This window comes from Paenibacillus sp. J22P218 (genome assembly GCF_056269195.1).
The window spans coordinates 465,040-483,286 of sequence record NZ_JBWDNL010000001.1 but is presented as its reverse complement, the minus strand read 5'-3'; the positions used below and the strand labels follow the sequence as shown (position 1 = coordinate 483,286).

The window sequence follows — 18,247 nt, the reverse complement described above, 5'->3', positions numbered from 1 at the left end:
GTGAGAAGCTCGGTGTGGGACCGCCTCTGAAAGTGCATATAGGCTCTTACAGCGAAGATACGAAGATCGATTACGCTCGTATAGCGCGTTTCACGAAAAAGGTCCCTCACTGTTCACGAATGAACGAGTGAAAGGACCCATTTTTATTGATTAAGGAATAGCTGTTTCACGGAATATAAAGCAGTTGCCCTTCCGACACGGCCGATTCATTAAGATTATTGCGAATTAATATTTCTCGAGGATTAATGCTGTAGCGAAGCGCAATCGCATCAAGCGTTTCATCGCGCTGAACGATGCATAACCGGATCTTGCGGAATTCATTCTCCTCTGCATTGCGGCCGAGGAATAAGTTCTTCCACTCAATCTCGTCGCCGGACGACAGCGCACGCGCATCCTCAGCTGCTTGTTGAGTGGCGATCTCTTGCTCGGCTGCCTGACGCGCAGCTTGCTCGCGGCGGCTCGTCTGGAGCAGCGTCATAATGCCGACATTAGGCGGCTGTTCAGCCTGCTCCTCCGGAGGTTTGCTTGAGAGCGCGACGCGCGGCTCTTGCTTCTCAGGCTGCTGCACGACTTGCTGTACAGCTTGCTGAGCTTCCAGCTCCGCCTCGAGCTCGCGCTGAGCTTGCTCTTCAAGCGCCAGCAGCGCATACGCTTCGGCGAAAGCAGCCTCTTCCTCGGCTTGCTCCTCTGCCTGCTCCAGCTCTTCATTCCGATCCTGCTCGGTGATCTCGCTTGGTTCGTCCACATATTGAGATGAAGAGGCGAGCCACCCGTCATCGCTACTCTGCTGAGAGGCAAGCGTAATCTCCCGCTGTTCCTCCTGAGGCTGTCTGCCGTTCACCGCGAATAGATGTGAAGACGACCAGCCTGAATCATTAGGAGATGAGGAAATCGACACGGTTGCCTCACGCTCACGCTCAATCTCAATCTCATTCTCCCGTTCCTGCGCTTGTGCTTGTGCTTCGGCGATTCGCTGCTCGAAGCCCCCCCCTGACGCATAGAAGGACTCGTCCTCTGCTATGTACGCCGGCGCCTCTTGTTGGAACGAATTGTCCGGTATAGGCTCCTGTTCCTGTTCCTGTTCCTCACCGAGCTGCTGCGAACCATAGAAACTCCGTTCATGAACGACCGTAATCGGCTCTTCTCTCCAAGCCTCCTCAGGCTCTTCCACAGGATCGACGGAGATGCCGCGCAACGACAAGACGCCAGTAACGTTCAACGTTCTGGCTGACAGCAAATCCACATCAAAGTTGTCGATATCGATGGAGATATCGTCCAGCCGTGAAATGCGGTTCATCGGCAGCGTAATTTCAACCGGAATCCAGTGCTCCAGCACAAGCGGCGCTTCTTCCGCATTTTGCCCCCGATATACGCCGCTTAGAAGCAGCTGACCCTTCAATACCGCATGATCCCCCTGATCGATCACTTGGATGCGTGGAACCAGCTCGATTTCCTCCAACTCATCGATAGCCGCAACGTCGTCCGGCAGATGAACGCGCTCATACACATCAAAGCGTAACCCACTCGTTTGTTCCGACACGCCTAAGTCCTCCCTTCTCGTACTGAATGCTCGGAAGCGTTAACGGCTGCCGCCTTCCGCAGGACGGCAAGAAGACCGTTACGCAAGCCATATAAGATGAGGATGGGAACAAAGCTTATCCTCACTTATATTTAAAGTTACATTCACTACTTATCTATATGGTTGGATAGGCTAGAGCATGACTTTTATTTACATGCCGCTGACGGATGATACGAGCTTTTCCAGCCAAGACGGCCATGGTGCAACGACCTCGATCGTCTCCCCAGTCCATGGATGAGGGAATAGCAGCCGCTCACCGTGCAGCGCTTGGTGGGTTAACAATCGCGTGTTTCCGCCATACAGCTCATCGCCAACGACCGGGTGACCTATATAGCTCATATGAACACGAATTTGATGCGTCCTTCCCGTCTCGAGCCGAACGCGGACAATCGAAGCTTTCGCATACGCCTCCACTCTCTCATAGTGAGAAACGGCATGCTCGCCCGATGGCGTTACCATGCGCCTAGCTCTATGATGACGATCCTTGCCGATAGGCTCGTCAATCGTTCCAGCCCGCTTCGCAAGCTTGCCTTGAACGACCGCAATATATTGCCTGTCAATCGCCTTGTCCCGCATCGCTTCATCGAGATTCCACTGAGCCAGGTCGCACTTCGCATAGAGGACCGGTCCGGACGTGTAATCATCAAGCCTATGAATATGGCGCAGCGGCAATGGATCCTTCGCTTTCAGCGCATGCCTTGCGGCAGCTTCATCCAGCGTTCCCCGCTCCCCCGCATACGTCTCATGAACCTTCATCCCTGCCGGCTTATGGAACACGACGCAGAAGTCGTCCTCGTATAGCACGGGTGGAATATCGATCGTCGGTCCCGATATCGCCTGGCGATAGAAAGGATGCGTCTTCGGATCAACAGCCGGGAACGTAAGCAAACGCAGCTTTTCGCCTTCCCACTTAATGCCGCCGACCGAGAACAGCCGATTCACCCATTTTTCCGAAAAGAGTCCTCGAGCCAGCAGCCATTTCCTCACTTCATGCGGATGGCTTCCGGCTGCTGGCTGCGCAAGCTCCCCTGCTCCCTTGCCGGCATCAGCAAGCGCCGACCAGTCTAGCTCGAGCCATTCTCCATTACGAACTGCTTGTTCCATTTCATTGCCGCCCCCTATGTTCATCTCGTCCCACAACAAACCCTCCTAATGCCTGCTGCTATGCAATGCAATTAAGAGGGTGTGTGGCGAGCTAGTTATATCTCATATGCTACAATCTGCTGAATGCGATATCATGCGCAGCAATCGTCGCAGCAATGTCTTCATCCGAATGGGCAGCCGATACGAACATACCTTCGAATTGCGATGGTGCAATATTGACGCCAAGGTCAAGCATAGCTGCGAAGTAAGCCTTGAAGCGAGTAATATCAGACGTCTTTGCCGTCTCGAAGTTAATGACGAAGTTGTCCGTGAAGAATGGACAAACCATCGAGCCAACACGGTTAATCGTATTCGCAATACCGTGCTTACTGGCGTTGGCTTCGAAGCCGAGCTGCAGCTTCACGGCTTGGCGTTCCAATTGCTCATACACTTCTGGCGTTAGCAGCTTAAGCGTCGTATAGCCAGCAGCCATAGCCAGGGGATTGCCCGATAGCGTACCTGCTTGGTAGATCGGGCCGCTTGGCGCGATCTGCTCCATGAGCTCGCGCTTGCCGCCATATGCGCCGACCGGCAAGCCGCCGCCGATCACTTTGCCGAAGCAAGTCAGATCCGGCGTTACGCCGTACAGTCCTTGCGCACAGTTGTAGCCGACACGGAAGCCGGTCATTACTTCGTCGAAAATAAGAATAGTGCCGTATTTCTCCGTCACATCGCGCAGTCCTTGCAGGAAGCCCGGCAGCGGCGGTACAACGCCCATATTGCCGGCGATCGGCTCCACGATAACGCAAGCGATCTCCTCGCCGAACTTCTCGAACGCCAGCTTCACAGATTCCAGATCGTTGTACGGGACGGTAATGGTATGCGAAGCGACATGCTCCGGGACACCCGGACTGTCCGGCAGACCAAGCGTTGCTACCCCAGAACCCGCTTTGATCAGCAAGCTGTCGGCGTGGCCGTGGTAAGAGCCTTCGAACTTCAGTATTTTGCTGCGTTTCGTATAACCGCGCGCGAGACGCAGGGCGCTCATCGTCGCTTCCGTTCCCGAGTTGACCATACGGACGATATCCACCGATGGCACACGCTCTACGACAAGCTCGGCCATGAGCGTCTCCAGCTCGGTCGGAGCTCCGAAGCTCGTGCCTTTCTCAGCCGTACGCTTGATCGCTTCAATCACTTCCGGATGCGCGTGACCCATAATAAGCGGACCCCATGAACCGACGTAATCAATATAGCTGTTGCCGTCAATATCGTAGACGCGGCTGCCTTCGCCGCGATCCATGTAGACGGGATTAAGATCTACCGACTTGAAGGCGCGCACCGGACTGTTCACGCCGCCGGGGATTACCTTCTTCGCCCTTGCGAATGCTTCTACGGAACGCGAGTTGTTAGCGATACGAGATTGGTTGCTCATCTTGTTAAGCCTCCCCTTTCAGCCAGCGCGCAGCGTCTTTTGCATGGTACGTAATGATAATATCGGCGCCTGCGCGCTTCATACCCGTGAGCGTCTCCAGCACAATCGCCTTTTCGTTAATCCAGCCGTTCGCTGCCGCTGCCTTCACCATCGAGTATTCAGCACTTACGTTATAAGCGACAACCGGCAAATCATAGTTTTCTTTCAGCAAGCGCACGACATCCAAGTAAGCCAGTGCCGGCTTCACCATGAGCATATCCGCGCCTTCCGCTACATCCGATTCCGCTTCGCGCAGCGCTTCGCGTACGTTAGCCGGGTCCATCTGATACGTCTTGCGATCTCCGAATTGCGGCGCGGAATGTGCCGCGTCACGGAATGGACCATAGAACGCAGATGCATACTTCACGGAGTAAGACAGAATCGGGATATCGCTGTAGCCCGCTTCATCAAGCCCGCCGCGAATCGCATGGACGAAGCCGTCCATCATATTCGAAGGCGCGATAATATCGGCTCCCGCTTCGGCTTGGGATATTGCCGTACGCACAAGCAGCTCGAGTGACGCATCGTTATCTACGGTAGCCTCGCAGGAATGCTCGTCGACATGAACGACGCCGCAATGGCCGTGATCGGTAAAGCCGCATAAGCATGTATCGGCAATAACGACAAGCTCAGGCGCCCATCCCTTAATCGCACGGATCGCTTGCTGCATAATGCCGTTAGCGTCGTAAGCCGATGTGCCGACAGCATCCTTATGCTCAGGAACACCGAACATAAGCACCGACTGAACGCCGCTTGCGACAACGTCGCGAATTTCTTCCTCAAGGCGATCCATCGAGAAATGGTATACGCCCGGCATCGAAGGAATCTCTTCCTTTACGTTCACGCCATACGTTACAAAAAGCGGATATATAAAGTCATTAGCGCTTAGCACCGTCTCGCGCACCAGGCTGCGAAGGCCGGCTGTGCGGCGCAATCTGCGATTTCTCACTATAGGAAAGCTCATCTGAATAATTCCTCCTCTACACGTTCGCTTTGGCCGCGCGGTAGGCGGCTATAGCGTCTATTAAACTGTCTATGGTCGAATGTTCAGGCTCAACCGTTACGGAAAGTCCAGCATCTATTACCGTCTTCGATGTGATCGGACCGATACTCGCGATCGGTATGCCTGCGAGATGTTCAGCCGGATCCTCAATGCCTCTGCGTCTAAGCAATTCAAGCAGATTCGTCACCGTAGACGAGCTGGTGAACGTAATCATATGAATCCGTTTCTCGCGAAGCCACGTAAGTGCCAGCTCGTCCTGCGTATCCGCCAGCACGGTCTCGTAGACATCCAGCTCCACTGCTTCTAGCCCCTTAGCCTGAAGCTCTCTTGGCAGCACTTCGCGCGCCAGATCGCCGCGCGGCAGCAATACTCTTTCTCCGGCTTTCAAGTGCGGATCGAGCTGCTCCAACAGTCCCTCAGCATGGAATTGAACAGGGAGTTCTTCGAACGTCAAACCGCGCATACGCAGCGCCTCGGCCGTCTTTGGACCGACAGCTGCAAGACGAGCGCCGTGGAACCGCCGAATATCGATGCCGAACCGCTGCAGCCAGCGGAAGAAATAATCGACGCCGTTCACGCTCGTGAACATGACCCAGCTATAGCTCTCCGCTTGCTCTAGATGCGTTTTTAGCAAATCTATCGCTTCTGCATTCGAAGGCTCTTGCGTCTCGATAACCGGAAACTCGCAAGGCTCGCCGCCTAAGCTCTCGATCTGGTCGGCGAGCTCGCTTGCTTGCGCCCGTGCTCGGGTAACCAGTATTCGCATGCCGAATAACGGCTTGTTCTCATACCATCTCAGCTTCTCCCGCTGCAGCACAACCTCGCCCACAACGATGACCGCCGGCGGCTGGAAGTTCGCCTCGCGGACGATGGCTTCGATCGTCTCGAGCGTACCGACGATCGTCTGCTGCTCCACTCTCGTACCCCAGCGGACAAGCGCAACCGGCGTTTGCGGCGGCTTGCCATGCTTGATCAGCTGATCGGCGATATATCCGATCTTCGCAACGCCCATCAGGAAGATAAGCGTTCCTGTCGCATTCGTCACTTTGTCCCAATGAATCGACCGGTCGAGCTTATCCGGACTCTCATGGCCCGTTATGATCGACAGCGACGAAGCAAGATCGCGATGCGTTACCGGTATGCCCGCATACGCTGGTACGGCAATCGCCGACGTAATGCCTGGCACGATCTCGAACTCGACGCCGTTATCGTACAGCAATTCGGCCTCTTCTCCCACGCGGCCGAATATCGTCGGGTCGCCGCCCTTAAGGCGCGTAACGGTCTTGCCTTGAAGCGCCAAATCGACGAGCAATTGATTGATTTCCTCTTGCTTCATCGTGTGACGGTCAGGCAGCTTGCCTACATAAATTTTCTCCGTGCCCGGCTTCACATGACGCAGCAGCCGAGGGCTGGCAAGCCGATCATACACGACGACATCGCACAGCTCAAGACATTCGCGCCCGCGAACGGTAATGAGCTTCGGATCGCCGGGACCGGCTCCGACCAAATAAACTTTCCCCTTATTCACCGGTCATCCCCCAATTTCCGCTAAAATACGATCAGCGCCGCGCGCGATAAGCGCTGCCGCCACATCCCGTCCAAGCTGTTCGGGATTCGTCCCCCTTAACTGCTCCTTAAGCAAGGTCTCTCCGTCTGGCGAACCAACCATGCCGGTCAGCTCCAATAGCGGCTCGCTTCCAGCGTCATCCACCAATACGGCATAAGCGCCGATCGGCACTTGGCAGCCGCCGTTCAGCGCGCCAAGGAAACTGCGCTCTGCGCGGACGGCGAGCTCGCTTTCTCTATCGTTCAACAGTGCAAGCAACTCTCTGATCTGTGCATCATCGCTCCGGCATTCGATGCCGAGCGCTCCTTGGCCTACCGCAGGGATGCAGACATCAACCGGTACGGCTGCCGAAATGCGGTCCTGCCAGCCCATTCTTGTCAACCCAGCCGTCGCCAACACAACCGCATCGAAACCTTCCGTCGCAAGCTTACGGATACGGGAATCGATATTGCCTCTGATCGACTCGAGCTTGAGGTCCGGTCTAGCGTTCTTGAGCTGGCAAGAGCGGCGCAAGCTGCTCGTTCCGACACGCGCTCCAATCGGCAAGTCAGACAGGCTTTTCAGTCCATCCTTCATGACCAAGCAGTCCCGCGGATCAACGCGCAGCGGAATCGCTCCGTTCATTAAACCTTCCGGCAATTCATAGGGCATGTCCTTCATGCTATGTACCGCCAAGTCGATATCGCCATCGATGAGCGCTTGCTCGATTTCTTTAACGAACAACCCTTTGCCGCCTACCTTGGACAACGTAACATCGAGAATCCGGTCGCCCTTCGTCACGATCTTCTTTACCTCGAACGTATAAGAGAAGCCTTGCTCGTCGCTGAGCTGCTGCAATTGATCGATCACTTGTCCTGTCTGCGTAAGCGCAAGCGCGCTCTGTCTCGTTCCTACAACGATCACTCGATGTGCATTAGCTGTTTCCATCATTATGTATGCCTCCCGTTATTCCGATGCGACGCAGCAGGCTGTTCAGCCATTCATTGCCGCTGCCTTCAACTTCTTCCCCGCTATCCGCGACTGAAGCACCGCTCTTCGCCGCCTCAGCCGCCTCTTCCGCCGCTAGCTTAAGTATAGCCTGTTTAGCTACTCGATCTATCTCACTGTTCATGACAATTGTTCGCAAACGCCGCAGACGATCCACTGCTTCTACGTAACTTTCCCCGTATTGCGTTTCCAGCTCCTTCTTTATCGCTGCCGCTAGCGACGGGCTTGCGCCCGCTGTCGTCACAGACAGCAACAGCTCGCCCCGGCGTATGACAGAAGGAGCGAGAAAGTCGCCTTCGTCGTAAGAATCCGCTGCATTCACTAGCGCGCCATAACGCTTGCCGTCAGCTGCAACAGCAGCATTAACTTCCTTATTTCCTGACGCCGCGAATAATAGCCACGCTCCGCTTGCATCGCTCTCTTTGTACCCTCTAAGCTCAATTCGCAGCTTGCCTTCCTCGGCAAGACCGGCCAGCCGCTCCGTAACCGTCGGACTGACGATCCTTACATCGTCTGCCCCGGCCTCCAATAAGCCGATAACCTTTCGCTCCGCAACGCCGCCGCCGCCGATAACGACGATTTTTTTGCCGCGCAATTGGAGCACGACCGGGTAATAGCCATTCATGCTTGATCCCCCATAGGATTGACCGAAATGATCATTAATGAAACCTTGAAACGTAATTGGAGAGCAAATTAATTAACAACATCAGGAAAGAAGCAATATAAAGCCATGCCATCTGCGGTCCCGGCCGCTTCTGCGCAGCACGTTGATAGACGAAAATGATAAACAAAACTAGCGTCGCAACAGATGTCAGCACCTTAAAGTCCAGCAGCAGCGCGGATCTTCCTTCTACGATTAACGACACTGCCGCTATCGCAAGCGACATTGCAAGCAGCGGTACGCCAACGATAACAGCGCGATCCATATATCGCTCCATCATTTCCAGGCTGGGCAGCCTGCGAACTGCTTTGGTCCACTGCTTGCTCTTCAGACGTTTATGAAGAAACAAATACATGCCGGCAAACAGACCCCCGAAAGTAAATACCGCATAAGCGCATAATACGAGACTAATATGAACATAGAGCAGCTCTCTTGTTGTCTGCCACAGCTCGGACGACTGACCGCTGTTCGTACTGCTGTACAGATTAAGAGCAAGTACGGCGAATCCGATCACATTTACGAAAAATACGATAAAGTCGATTTTGAAAAAGCGGCTTATAACGAGCGACACCGTAACGAGCAGCCACGAGAACCAAAGCCAATATTCGAAAGTAGATACGGGCGTCAGCTGAAAATGCGATACGGTTCTTACCGTAACGTAAGCAGTCTGCAAAACCCAAACAAAAATAAGCAGCCCTGTACCTATCCGCTTCGCTTTCCGGCTCGCATTCATGAAGTCGGAGAAGTAAAACAGAAGGCTCAGGGCGTAAACATAAAGTATCGCGTCGTACAGTACATTTTGTGTAACCATAGCGCCTCCACATTGCGGCCCTCAACTAAATTTCGCGGGCATCCTTTACTGAATAGCAGGTGCCAGCGCCGCGGCAGGTGCATGGTCTTGTACGTTTTTGGTTTGTGTTGCAGTCACAGGCCCCGATGCCGCTTGAAGCTCTGTTTGCCGCGTTTTTGTCATTTGTTCCTCAAGCGCGAACAGCTTGACGAACATATCCATCGCTTCGTCTGCTTTCTTCTCGCCTGCCATTTCCTTAATGCGCAGGATCGGGTCCTGCATCATCTGATTGACGATGCTTTTCGTCAGCTTGCGGATCACCTTCAACTGATGCTCATCGAGATCCGGCAGCTTGTTCGTCAAGCTGTTCATCGTTTCTTCGTGAATATCGGCGGCCTTCGTCTGAAGAGCACGAATGAGCGGCACGACGCCCAGCGTCTTGTACCATTGCTCGAACAGTCCGATTTCTTCGACGATCATCGTTTCGATCTTGGCTGCTTCAAGGCGGCGCTGCTCCAGATTACTCTCCACAATGCCCTCCAAATCGTCAATATCATATAGAAAGACGTTGTCTACCGCCGCAATCGACGGTTCAAGATCCCTCGGAACAGCAATATCGATCATGAAAAGCGGCTTCGACTTTCTGCGCTTCATCGCTTCAGCAACCTGCCCGCGGGTGAGGACGTAGTTCTCAGCACCGGTGGAGCTAATGACGATATCCGCTTCATGCAGCCGCTGCGCCGCTTCCTCCATCGAGTAGGCCACGCCGTTGAACTTGTCCGCCAACTGCACAGCACGTTCGTAAGTCCGATTCACTACAATAACTCTCTCAGCGCCGTTCGCGTACAGATGCTTCGCTGTCAACTCGCCTGTCTCGCCCGCACCTAGCACCATAACCGTCTTTTTGTTGAATTGTCCAAATATCCGCTTGCCAAGCTCTACTGCTGCGTAGCTGACGGATACAGCCGATTCGCCGATCGTCGTCTCGGTATGCGCCCGCTTCGCCATCGTTAGCGCTTGTTTGAACAGATGATTGAACAGCGTTCCCGTCGTCTTGAGCTGCTGCGCTTGCAGAAACGCGTCTCTCACCTGACCCAAGATTTGCGTTTCGCCAATAATCATCGAATCAAGCCCGCTCGTTACTCGTAATAAATGCTCAATCGCTTTGTCATCTTCATACATATATAAATGGTTCGTGAACTGCTGTCTCGGCAGATTGAACCACTTCTCCATAAAGCTGCGAATATAATGACCGCATAGATGATGCCTGTCAACGACTGCATACATTTCCGTACGATTGCAGGTTGCTACAATGACACACTCCATGATGCTCTTCGTTTGAATGAGCTGCTTAAGCGCACCCGGCAATTCCCGTTCCGCGAATGCGAATCTTTCTCTCACTTCAACTGGAGCCGTCCGATAATTGAGTCCTACTGCGATAATGTGCATGCGCGATCACCTGCCTCCTTCTCTTGTCCGTCATAACCTTGATGTTATCGCTAATTATATCATAGTTCGACTTTCAGAAAATGTTCATTTATGAATAATGTTTGAAAAACTCCTATCCATTATTCCCTTTTCATACAAAGAAATAACCATGGATTAGATCCATGGTTATTTCGATATGACAATCGGCCCAAAGCTCTTAGACAAGCTCGATTTGTTTCATTTTTTGTTCAACGACTTGCAATTCGCCCATTCCGCGTACAAGCTTCTTCGCATAAGTCGACTTCGGCTTAAGCACAGCGAGCATGTAATCAATCGCAAGTTGTGGATCTACAGTATCACCGCAGGTATAGCAGTCGAGCGCGGCAAATCCTCTCTCAGGATACGTATGAATCGAGAGATGACTCTCCGACAGCATGACAAGAACGGTTGCGCCTTGAGGATCGAATTGTTTCGCTTGCACCGATAATACAGTAGCACCACAAGCTTCGGCAGCCTCCACCATGTGGTTTTGCAAAAATTCAGCGCTGTTCAGCAGTTCAAAATCTACACCCCAAGTATCAACAGCAACGTGTCTTCCGAAAGTTGAATATTCCATCCTTCGGTTCCCCCTTCCTAGGAATAAAATGTTTGAAAAATTTCATCCGCTAGGACCTACGTCATTCACTTCTCGAGGGATTAATCTCTCGCAACATAACCATGTCCTGAGTGAATCCTGGTTCCTATTATTCAATTGCAACAATGTTTTCAACGAATCTAAAAATAACATCTATCCGGGAGAAATGCAACAGGTTTTTTTCGACCAAAATATCGTCGCCGGCCCCGTTTTCAATGTATGACTGTCAGGCTTGTCGCGAAACAGAAATGCTTGTCAGCCAGCCATATTATTTTTGGTGTCCTGCGGGCTGAATACCGAGATATGATCAACCTTTCCGGTCTTTTCAGATACAACGAATTTCAGCTGGTACTGCTCGTTTACTTCATAGGTGTAAATATCGTCCGAACCGTTTTTTGTTTGTTCATCCGCTTTGCCAAGCGCCTTCTCGATATCTTTCAAAGCGATAGTGCGCAGCTCGCTTGCATAGGAACGGACATCGAACACCACCATGCCTTTGTTGTAACCGAAGGTAATGCCTTTATCCTTATACTCCGCATAAAGACCCTTTCCCGCTGCATTGTTGCTGTCCGGTTTGCCCCACTTTTTCTCGATATCGTCGAAGAGGTCCGTATGTGCCGCGTATTGGCAATTCGGCACTTTGCCCTTCTTGGCCAGTTGGACGAGAGATCCGATTGATACCGCTGCTTCCTCATCGTCGGTTGGAGTATGGCTGCCGCCGTTCTGTTCGTCCGTACCATTCGGCGTTTCTGAAGGCTCTGCGCTCGGAGCGATGTCTGGGCTAGGGCTTGTCTGCTCAGTGGGAGACGGAGCTTCGCTTACGATTGGGTCCGGCTGCTCGCCGTTTTCCCCATTATTAGCATTGCTGCAAGCGGATAGCGCCAATGCGACGGAAAAGGTTATGCCAACCGCAAACTTTTTGAAATTTTTCGTAGGATTCATCTCTGTTCCAGCTCCTTTTGTGTAATCTCTGTGATGCTGATCAAAATCGTTTGAAAAACTTGCGACAAATCTTAGACGATCAAACCGGTCATGAGGTTACAGTTGCATGGAATGTTAAAAAAAAAGAAGCCGCGCAAGCGGCCTCCTGCTTATCCCTTATTAAACATTACGCTTCTAAAATAAACAACTTCTTGGTCATATCCGCCAAGCGCTCGTCAATTCTGCCGATCTCCTCGGCTGCCGTCGCTTGATTGCGAAGGTCAAGAAGTTCGTTGACTGCGCCGTTAATCAATCCAATCTCTCGCTCGATTAAGCGGCTGCGGTATACGTTCTCAAGCTGCAAAGCCGTATCCTTACATTCAAATACGACCCGCTCGCCTGCAGCGGTTTGTTCCACAATGCTCATGACGGAACCATTCCTATAATGATAGATCATCGTATAATGACTATAAATCCGGTTGACGATCGCGCTGCCTCGAAAAGCGGAGACCGCTTTGCGCATTGCATTTGTCAGCCTAGGTCCTACAAGTCGGCAAGAAAGAACACATACGTAATAGTCTTGTCGACGCTCAAACGTCAACCTGACCTCTTCCCTCCCTGCTACGTCTTCGAGAACGAGCTCCTGATTGCCGCCACCCAGCACAAGCACCTGAAGGTGTATTTGCTGCTCTTCGAACAATCGAATGAATCCCGCCATCTCCGTGGCCGTTAACTGCAGTTTGGCATTTACATACTCTGTGGCTAGCCGCTTAGCCATAAAAATCTCCTCAATTCTTTGACTTGCCCGAATCGATCGACGCGTCTCTCCGCGCGATTCATCGTTCACGTCGGTTCGTTAGATTAAGTATATTATACGTGATCCCGTCAATATATTCCTGCCGTCCGCACGCGATATTCTTGCATATAACTGAAAATAACGCAGGAATTCACGAGGAATGCCGCATTTCTCCCTAAATCCTCTGCTTTAGAGTAGAAGTTGCTGCACTTGCTACCTTAAGTAGCAATCGTCTCCATAATAACGTCCCAGAGCTGCTCGCGGCCAAGCCCTGTTTCCGACGAGAATAAGATGATAGAATCTCGCGGGTCGACGCCAAGCGTTGTTTTGACCATCTTCACATGCTTGTCCCACTTCGACCTTGGGATCTTGTCCGCTTTCGTGCAGACGATGCATGTAGGAATTTCATAATGCTTAAGCCAATCGTACATGAGTTGATCGTCCTTGGACGGCTCATGGCGAATATCGATGACGAGCAGCTGCAGCTTTAGCTGCTTGCGGTCTCTAATATAGGTCTCGATCATCGTGCCGAACTTCTCGCGCTGTGTTTTGGACACCTTCGCATAGCCGTAGCCTGGATAGTCGACGAAGTAGACCATATCATTCACGCGATAATAATTGAGCTGCTGCGTCTTGCCCGGCTGCGAGCTCGTTCTAGCTAAGTTTTTGCGCATAATCAGCTTATTGATGAGTGACGATTTCCCGACATTGGAACGCCCTGCCAGAGCAATCTCTGGCAAGGCGTCCTCTGGGTACTGGTGAGGCTGAACCGCGCTAATAATAAATTGTGCATCCATAATCTTCATGAAATAGTTGTACCTGCTTTCTGTTCCGTTAGAACTGGAAGCAGCGCATGCTGCAGCACCTCATCCATATGAGCGACAGGAATAAATTGCAGATCATTGCGCACGCTATCGGGAATATCCCGCAAGTCCCGTTCATTGTCTTTTGGCAGCAGCACGGTCTTAATGCCCGCGCGATGCGCCGCCAACGATTTTTCTTTCAATCCGCCAATCGGAAGCACGCGGCCGCGGAGCGTAATCTCGCCCGTCATCGCCACTTCCTTGTTCACATACCGATTCGTTAACGCCGAGATCAGCGCTGTCGCGATCGTGATGCCTGCGGAAGGTCCATCCTTAGGAATAGCGCCCTCCGGAATATGAATATGAATGTCGTTTTTCTCGTGGAAGCTTGGATCGATGCCAAGCTCGATCGCCTTCGACCTCGTGAAGCTGAATGCCGCCTGGGCGGATTCCTTCATTACGTCCCCGAGCTTGCCCGTCAGCGTCAGCTTGCCGCTGCCCGGCATAACGGTCACCTCGATGACGAGCGTATCCCCGCCAACCTCCGTCCAAGCGAGGCCTGTAACGGCGCCGATCTGATTCTCGCTTTCCGCTAAGCCGTAACGGAACTTGGAAGGTCCAAGCCATTCCTTAAGCTGATCGTTTGTCACCTCCAGCATCTCCGCTTCCTCGTTCGAGACGAAGAACTTCGCTGCTTTGCGGCATATCGACGCAATCTGCTGCTCCAGGTTCCGCACGCCGGATTCGCGGGTATATCCACGAATAAGTTGCAGCAGCGTATCTTCAGATACGAGAAGCTGCTCTTCCGTAAGACCGTGTTCCTTCTTCTGCTTCGGCAGCAAATACCGCGTACCGATCTGCAGCTTCTCTAGCTCCGTATAGCCCGGAATGTAGAGTACCTCCATCCGATCAAGCAATGGACGCGGAATGTTGTGCATCGCATTCGCGGTCGTAACGAACATGACGTTAGACAGATCGAACGGAACTTCGATGAAATGGTCGCTGAAGTTGCTGTTCTGCTCAGGATCAAGCACCTCTAGCAAGGCAGAAGCAGGATCGCCGCGGAAGTCCATCGCCATCTTGTCGATTTCATCAAGCAGGAATACCGGATTAAGCGAACCGGCCGTCTTCATCCCTTGGATAATACGACCCGGCATCGCGCCGACGTATGTCCGTCTGTGACCGCGAATCTCAGCCTCGTCGCGTACGCCGCCGAGTGAGATACGTACGAACTTGCGTCCGAGCGACTTCGCAATCGACCTGGCAAGCGATGTCTTGCCGACACCCGGAGGTCCTACCAGACAGAGGATTGGCCCTTTGAGCTTCTTCACGAGCTGCTGTACGGCTAAGTACTCCAGCACACGCTCCTTCGGCTTCTCGAGACCGTAATGATCGTCGTTCAGCACTTCCTCTGCTTTGCTAATGCTGAGATCGTCATCCGTCTGCTTATCCCAAGGCAACGACAACAGCCAATCGATATAATTGCGGATAACGCCGCCTTCGGCGGACGAAGCAGGCATCTTCTCGAGCCGATCGATCTCCTTCTCGATCTTCTCCTTCACAGACTCGGGCACGCCGGATTCGGCAAGCTGACTGCGCAAATCCTCGATCTCGCCGGCGCGGCCTTCCTTCTCGCCAAGCTCCTTCTGGATCGCCTTCATCTGCTCGCGCAAATAATATTCCTTCTGCGTCTTCTCCATCTGCTTCTTGACGCGCTGGTTAATCTTGCGCTCCAGCTCCAGCACCTCGCGCTCGTTGTTCAAGATGTCGAGCAGCTTCTCCAGCCGCTCCCGGGCGCCGATCGTCTCTAGGATGTCTTGCTTATCCTTAATCTTCAGCGAGAGGTGGCTCGTGATGACGTCAGCGAGCCTGCCTGGTTCGTCAATGTCGGACACGGCCGCATGCGTCTCCGGCGTTACCTTCTTCGACAACGAGATATAATGCTCGAACTGGCTAAGCACCGTGCGCATCAGCGCGTCGACCTCAGGATCGTCCGTTTCCTGCTCCGGCAGCTCTTTCACCGCCACTTCGTAAAATTCATCGTTCGGCAGATACTCCTGTATCTCCGCGCGAACAACGCCTTCAACCAGCACACGGATCGTCCCGTTCGGCAGCTTCATCATTTGCCTTACTTTCGCGATCGTACCGACCTTATATATATCTTCCTCCGTCGGCTCCTCAATGTTTACTTCGGATTGTGAGCAAAGCAAGATCATATTTTCCTCGACCATTGCCCTCTCTAGTGCCCGAACCGATTTGTCCCTGCCCACATCAAGGTGGAGAACCATGCTGGGATAAACGAGTAGCCCCCGTAACGGAAGCAGGGGCAGCCGACGACGACCTTTCGATTTATTAGGTCCCATTCCAGCACCTCCAATTGTATACGTCTACCCTATATTACCACATCGCAAAGTACAAAATCTAAATGCCGGCGAATTCCTTATTATTCGGCTGATTCAGCTTGCAAATAAGGAACCCCCGTCGCGATGAACAGCTCTGTGCCGATCGGCGCATCCACGGTTTTCTCCACAATAGTCGACTCGGGGAAAACAATGCCAAATACTTCTTCGACGCGCTCAACAGGTATCACCTTGAGCCCGTTCAAATCAGCGAAGATCGCCTGCCAGTTCTCGCGCGGTATAATAACCTTCTCAGCGCCTGCTTGAAAAGCAGCCTCGACCTTCGCCAGCACGCCGCCTACCGGCTTCACATTGCCGTGTATGCCGACCTCTCCGGTCATCGCCAGCTTATTGTCGATTGGCAAGCCTTTGATAGCAGACGTGATCGCCGTTGCCATTGCAATACCTGCTGACGGGCCGTCAATCGGCGTTCCGCCAGGGAAGTTGATATGCAGGTCGAAGTCTTGCGGATTAAGCCCGATACGGCGCAATACAGTCAACACATTCTCGACAGAGCCCTTCGCCATGCTCTTACGGCGAAGCGTTCTGGAGCCGCCTCCTAGCTCTTCTTCCTCCACGACACCTGTAATCGTGAATTGGCCGCGTCCTGCTGCAGCCGGAATGGCGCTAACTTCGATCTCAAGCAGCGTGCCCATATTCGGTCCGTATACGGCAAGCCCGTTCACGAAGCCGATCTGCGGCGCCGCAGGGACCTTGCGATCCGGTCGCGGCGGAATTTGGCTGCTGTTCACAACCCATTCGATATCACCTGCCGAAATACTATCCCGTTTCTCAGATAAGGCTACTCCTGCTGCTAGCTGTATAACATTGACCGCTTCGCGGCCGTTTGTCGCATAACGCTTCACGACCTCGATCGCTTCCGGGCATGGTGCGAAGCCGATCTTCTTCACTGCATTCTCGGCGACTTGCGCAATTTCATCGGCCAGCAGCGGTCGGAAAAACACCTCCATGCAGCGCGAGCGAATAGCCGGCGGAATTTCTTGAGGCGAACGCGTTGTTGCGCCTACGAGACGGAAGTCTGCCGGCAGCCCATTCTGGAATATATCATGAATATAGACAGGAATGTTCGCATCCTCGGAATTGTAATAGGCGCTCTCGAGAAATACTTTGCGGTCTTCCAGCACCTTTAACAGTTTATTCATTTGAATCGGATGCAATTCTCCGATTTCGTCAATGAACAGAATGCCGCCATGGGCTTTCGTAACCGCGCCGGGTTTCGGCTGCGGAATACCCGCTACCCCCATCGCTCCCGCGCCTTGGTAGATCGGATCATGAACAGATCCGATCAGCGGATCGGCAATACCCCGCTCGTCGAAGCGCGCTGTCGTCGCATCGATCTCGGTGAACTTCGCCTCCGGAAGGAATGGCGAGCTTGGATTTTTCTTCGCTTCTTCCAATACGACACGCGCGGCAGCCGTCTTACCGACTCCAGGCGGTCCATAGATAATAACATGCTGCGGGTTCGCGCTGCATAGCGCAGCCTTAAGCGCCCTTAGCCCATCGCGCTGACCGACAATGTCCTGCATGGCCTGCGGGCGCGTCTTCTCCGCGAGCGGCTTCGTAAGGGAAACTGACCGCAGCTTGCGCAGCTTATCCATTTCCTTGCGCGATTCCCGATCGACCGCAGAGCGGTTCGTCTTCTGATTACGCAGCAAATTCCAAAAATACAAGCCGATAACGACGGCAAAAAACACTTGAATCAACATTAACACGACACTTAAACTCATTTATTTCCGCTCCTCTCATACCGCCTGTTTCACGAAGGCATCCGTATTATGTCAGTATTGCCTCTTGGCAATAGGAATAATCGCATTTGGTAAAACTTCGGCTCAAGTATTTCTCCCCTGCCGCATCAAGTAAGTATGCCGGTATATTTGAGCCATAAACCGACTGGCTTAATAGCTGTGCTAATGATCGTAACCGGCGATACAACGATCCAATTATAGCTTTGCGAGGCAAGGAGATAGCCCGTCCATAGCACGGCCGAAGCATACACGATATATTCGCGCACCAATCCTTTCTTTAACAGCTTCGCGACGCCTAACCCTAACACAACGATTAGCAGCGCCGCCCCGATTGCCTCTTTTAATTCCATAGTCGATCT

General features: G+C 52.8%; 16 protein-coding genes. All 16 read right to left on the bottom strand.

The window, feature by feature from the left end; all coding sequences use genetic code 11:
- Nucleotides 1-166: 166 nt before the first annotated feature.
- Nucleotides 167-1,540 carry a LysM peptidoglycan-binding domain-containing protein gene (locus tag AC0YN0_RS02155; protein ID WP_475819799.1) on the bottom strand — a complete coding sequence of 458 codons (1,374 nt, stop codon included), beginning with the start codon at nucleotides 1,538-1,540 and terminating at the stop codon, nucleotides 167-169.
- Nucleotides 1,541-1,729: 189 nt separating this feature from the next.
- A complete protein-coding gene (locus AC0YN0_RS02150; RefSeq protein WP_475819798.1) occupies nucleotides 1,730-2,683 on the bottom strand; it encodes an RluA family pseudouridine synthase in 954 nt (317 codons plus the stop codon).
- A gap of 109 nt (nucleotides 2,684-2,792) precedes the next feature.
- A complete protein-coding gene (hemL, locus tag AC0YN0_RS02145; protein ID WP_475819797.1) occupies nucleotides 2,793-4,094 on the bottom strand; it encodes a glutamate-1-semialdehyde 2,1-aminomutase in 1,302 nt (433 codons plus the stop codon).
- A gap of 4 nt (nucleotides 4,095-4,098) precedes the next feature.
- Nucleotides 4,099-5,097 carry a porphobilinogen synthase gene (gene hemB, locus AC0YN0_RS02140; RefSeq protein WP_475819796.1) on the bottom strand — a complete coding sequence of 333 codons (999 nt, stop codon included), beginning with the start codon at nucleotides 5,095-5,097 and terminating at the stop codon, nucleotides 4,099-4,101.
- Nucleotides 5,098-5,113: 16 nt separating this feature from the next.
- Nucleotides 5,114-6,664, bottom strand: coding sequence for a uroporphyrinogen-III C-methyltransferase (gene cobA / locus AC0YN0_RS02135; protein WP_475819795.1), 1,551 nt, complete (start codon nucleotides 6,662-6,664; stop codon nucleotides 5,114-5,116).
- A gap of 3 nt (nucleotides 6,665-6,667) precedes the next feature.
- Nucleotides 6,668-7,633: a hydroxymethylbilane synthase gene (gene hemC / locus AC0YN0_RS02130; protein ID WP_475819794.1), complete on the bottom strand. Its 966-nt coding sequence runs from the start codon at nucleotides 7,631-7,633 to the stop codon at nucleotides 6,668-6,670.
- Complete coding sequence (locus tag AC0YN0_RS02125; protein ID WP_475819793.1) at nucleotides 7,617-8,315, bottom strand: precorrin-2 dehydrogenase/sirohydrochlorin ferrochelatase family protein; 699 nt, start codon at nucleotides 8,313-8,315, stop codon at nucleotides 7,617-7,619. Before AC0YN0_RS02125 ends, hemC begins: the two co-directional genes overlap by 17 nt.
- Before the next feature lie 34 nt (nucleotides 8,316-8,349).
- On the bottom strand, nucleotides 8,350-9,162 hold the full coding sequence (locus AC0YN0_RS02120; RefSeq protein WP_475819792.1) for a cytochrome C assembly family protein: 813 nt from the start codon (nucleotides 9,160-9,162) through the stop codon (nucleotides 8,350-8,352).
- A gap of 45 nt (nucleotides 9,163-9,207) precedes the next feature.
- Nucleotides 9,208-10,590 carry a glutamyl-tRNA reductase gene (gene hemA, locus AC0YN0_RS02115; RefSeq protein WP_442048900.1) on the bottom strand — a complete coding sequence of 461 codons (1,383 nt, stop codon included), beginning with the start codon at nucleotides 10,588-10,590 and terminating at the stop codon, nucleotides 9,208-9,210.
- A gap of 196 nt (nucleotides 10,591-10,786) precedes the next feature.
- Nucleotides 10,787-11,185 (bottom strand): adenosylmethionine decarboxylase, encoded by a 399-nt coding sequence (gene speD, locus AC0YN0_RS02110; protein ID WP_337099557.1) that lies wholly within the window; start codon nucleotides 11,183-11,185, stop codon nucleotides 10,787-10,789.
- Nucleotides 11,186-11,458: 273 nt separating this feature from the next.
- Complete coding sequence (locus AC0YN0_RS02105) at nucleotides 11,459-12,145, bottom strand: YjgB family protein (RefSeq protein WP_475819791.1); 687 nt, start codon at nucleotides 12,143-12,145, stop codon at nucleotides 11,459-11,461.
- A 166-nt stretch (nucleotides 12,146-12,311) separates the two neighbouring features.
- Nucleotides 12,312-12,902 (bottom strand): non-ribosomal peptide synthetase module, encoded by a 591-nt coding sequence (locus AC0YN0_RS02100; protein ID WP_475819790.1) that lies wholly within the window; start codon nucleotides 12,900-12,902, stop codon nucleotides 12,312-12,314.
- A 236-nt stretch (nucleotides 12,903-13,138) separates the two neighbouring features.
- Nucleotides 13,139-13,726, bottom strand: coding sequence for a ribosome biogenesis GTP-binding protein YihA/YsxC (yihA, locus tag AC0YN0_RS02095; RefSeq protein ID WP_442051023.1), 588 nt, complete (start codon nucleotides 13,724-13,726; stop codon nucleotides 13,139-13,141).
- Nucleotides 13,723-16,086, bottom strand: coding sequence for an endopeptidase La (gene lon, locus AC0YN0_RS02090; RefSeq protein ID WP_475819789.1), 2,364 nt, complete (start codon nucleotides 16,084-16,086; stop codon nucleotides 13,723-13,725). The genes yihA and lon overlap by 4 nt, the downstream gene beginning before the upstream one ends.
- Before the next feature lie 80 nt (nucleotides 16,087-16,166).
- Entirely contained in the window at nucleotides 16,167-17,870 is a 1,704-nt protein-coding gene (gene lonB, locus AC0YN0_RS02085; RefSeq protein ID WP_475819788.1) for an ATP-dependent protease LonB, read from the bottom strand.
- Nucleotides 17,871-17,995: 125 nt separating this feature from the next.
- Nucleotides 17,996-18,238, bottom strand: a complete 243-nt coding sequence (locus AC0YN0_RS02080) for a hypothetical protein (RefSeq protein ID WP_475819787.1) — start codon at nucleotides 18,236-18,238, stop codon at nucleotides 17,996-17,998.
- Nucleotides 18,239-18,247 lie beyond the last annotated feature (9 nt).

What these genes read in the sequence shown, in the direction of transcription:
- AC0YN0_RS02150 (WP_475819798.1), bottom strand. Translation starts at nt 2,683, where the DNA reads ATGGAACAAGCAGTTCGTAATGGAGAATGGCTCGAGCTAGACTGGTCG.
- hemL (WP_475819797.1), bottom strand. Translation starts at nt 4,094, where the DNA reads ATGAGCAACCAATCTCGTATCGCTAACAACTCGCGTTCCGTAGAAGCA.
- hemB (WP_475819796.1), bottom strand. Translation starts at nt 5,097, where the DNA reads ATGAGCTTTCCTATAGTGAGAAATCGCAGATTGCGCCGCACAGCCGGC.
- hemC (WP_475819794.1), bottom strand. Translation starts at nt 7,633, where the DNA reads ATGATGGAAACAGCTAATGCACATCGAGTGATCGTTGTAGGAACGAGA.
- AC0YN0_RS02125 (WP_475819793.1), bottom strand. Translation starts at nt 8,315, where the DNA reads ATGAATGGCTATTACCCGGTCGTGCTCCAATTGCGCGGCAAAAAAATC.
- AC0YN0_RS02120 (WP_475819792.1), bottom strand. Translation starts at nt 9,162, where the DNA reads ATGGTTACACAAAATGTACTGTACGACGCGATACTTTATGTTTACGCC.
- hemA (WP_442048900.1), bottom strand. Translation starts at nt 10,590, where the DNA reads ATGCACATTATCGCAGTAGGACTCAATTATCGGACGGCTCCAGTTGAA.
- speD (WP_337099557.1), bottom strand. Translation starts at nt 11,185, where the DNA reads ATGGAATATTCAACTTTCGGAAGACACGTTGCTGTTGATACTTGGGGT.
- AC0YN0_RS02105 (WP_475819791.1), bottom strand. Translation starts at nt 12,145, where the DNA reads ATGAATCCTACGAAAAATTTCAAAAAGTTTGCGGTTGGCATAACCTTT.
- AC0YN0_RS02100 (WP_475819790.1), bottom strand. Translation starts at nt 12,902, where the DNA reads ATGGCTAAGCGGCTAGCCACAGAGTATGTAAATGCCAAACTGCAGTTA.
- yihA (WP_442051023.1), bottom strand. Translation starts at nt 13,726, where the DNA reads ATGAAGATTATGGATGCACAATTTATTATTAGCGCGGTTCAGCCTCAC.
- lon (WP_475819789.1), bottom strand. Translation starts at nt 16,086, where the DNA reads ATGGGACCTAATAAATCGAAAGGTCGTCGTCGGCTGCCCCTGCTTCCG.
- lonB (WP_475819788.1), bottom strand. Translation starts at nt 17,870, where the DNA reads ATGAGTTTAAGTGTCGTGTTAATGTTGATTCAAGTGTTTTTTGCCGTC.
- AC0YN0_RS02080 (WP_475819787.1), bottom strand. Translation starts at nt 18,238, where the DNA reads ATGGAATTAAAAGAGGCAATCGGGGCGGCGCTGCTAATCGTTGTGTTA.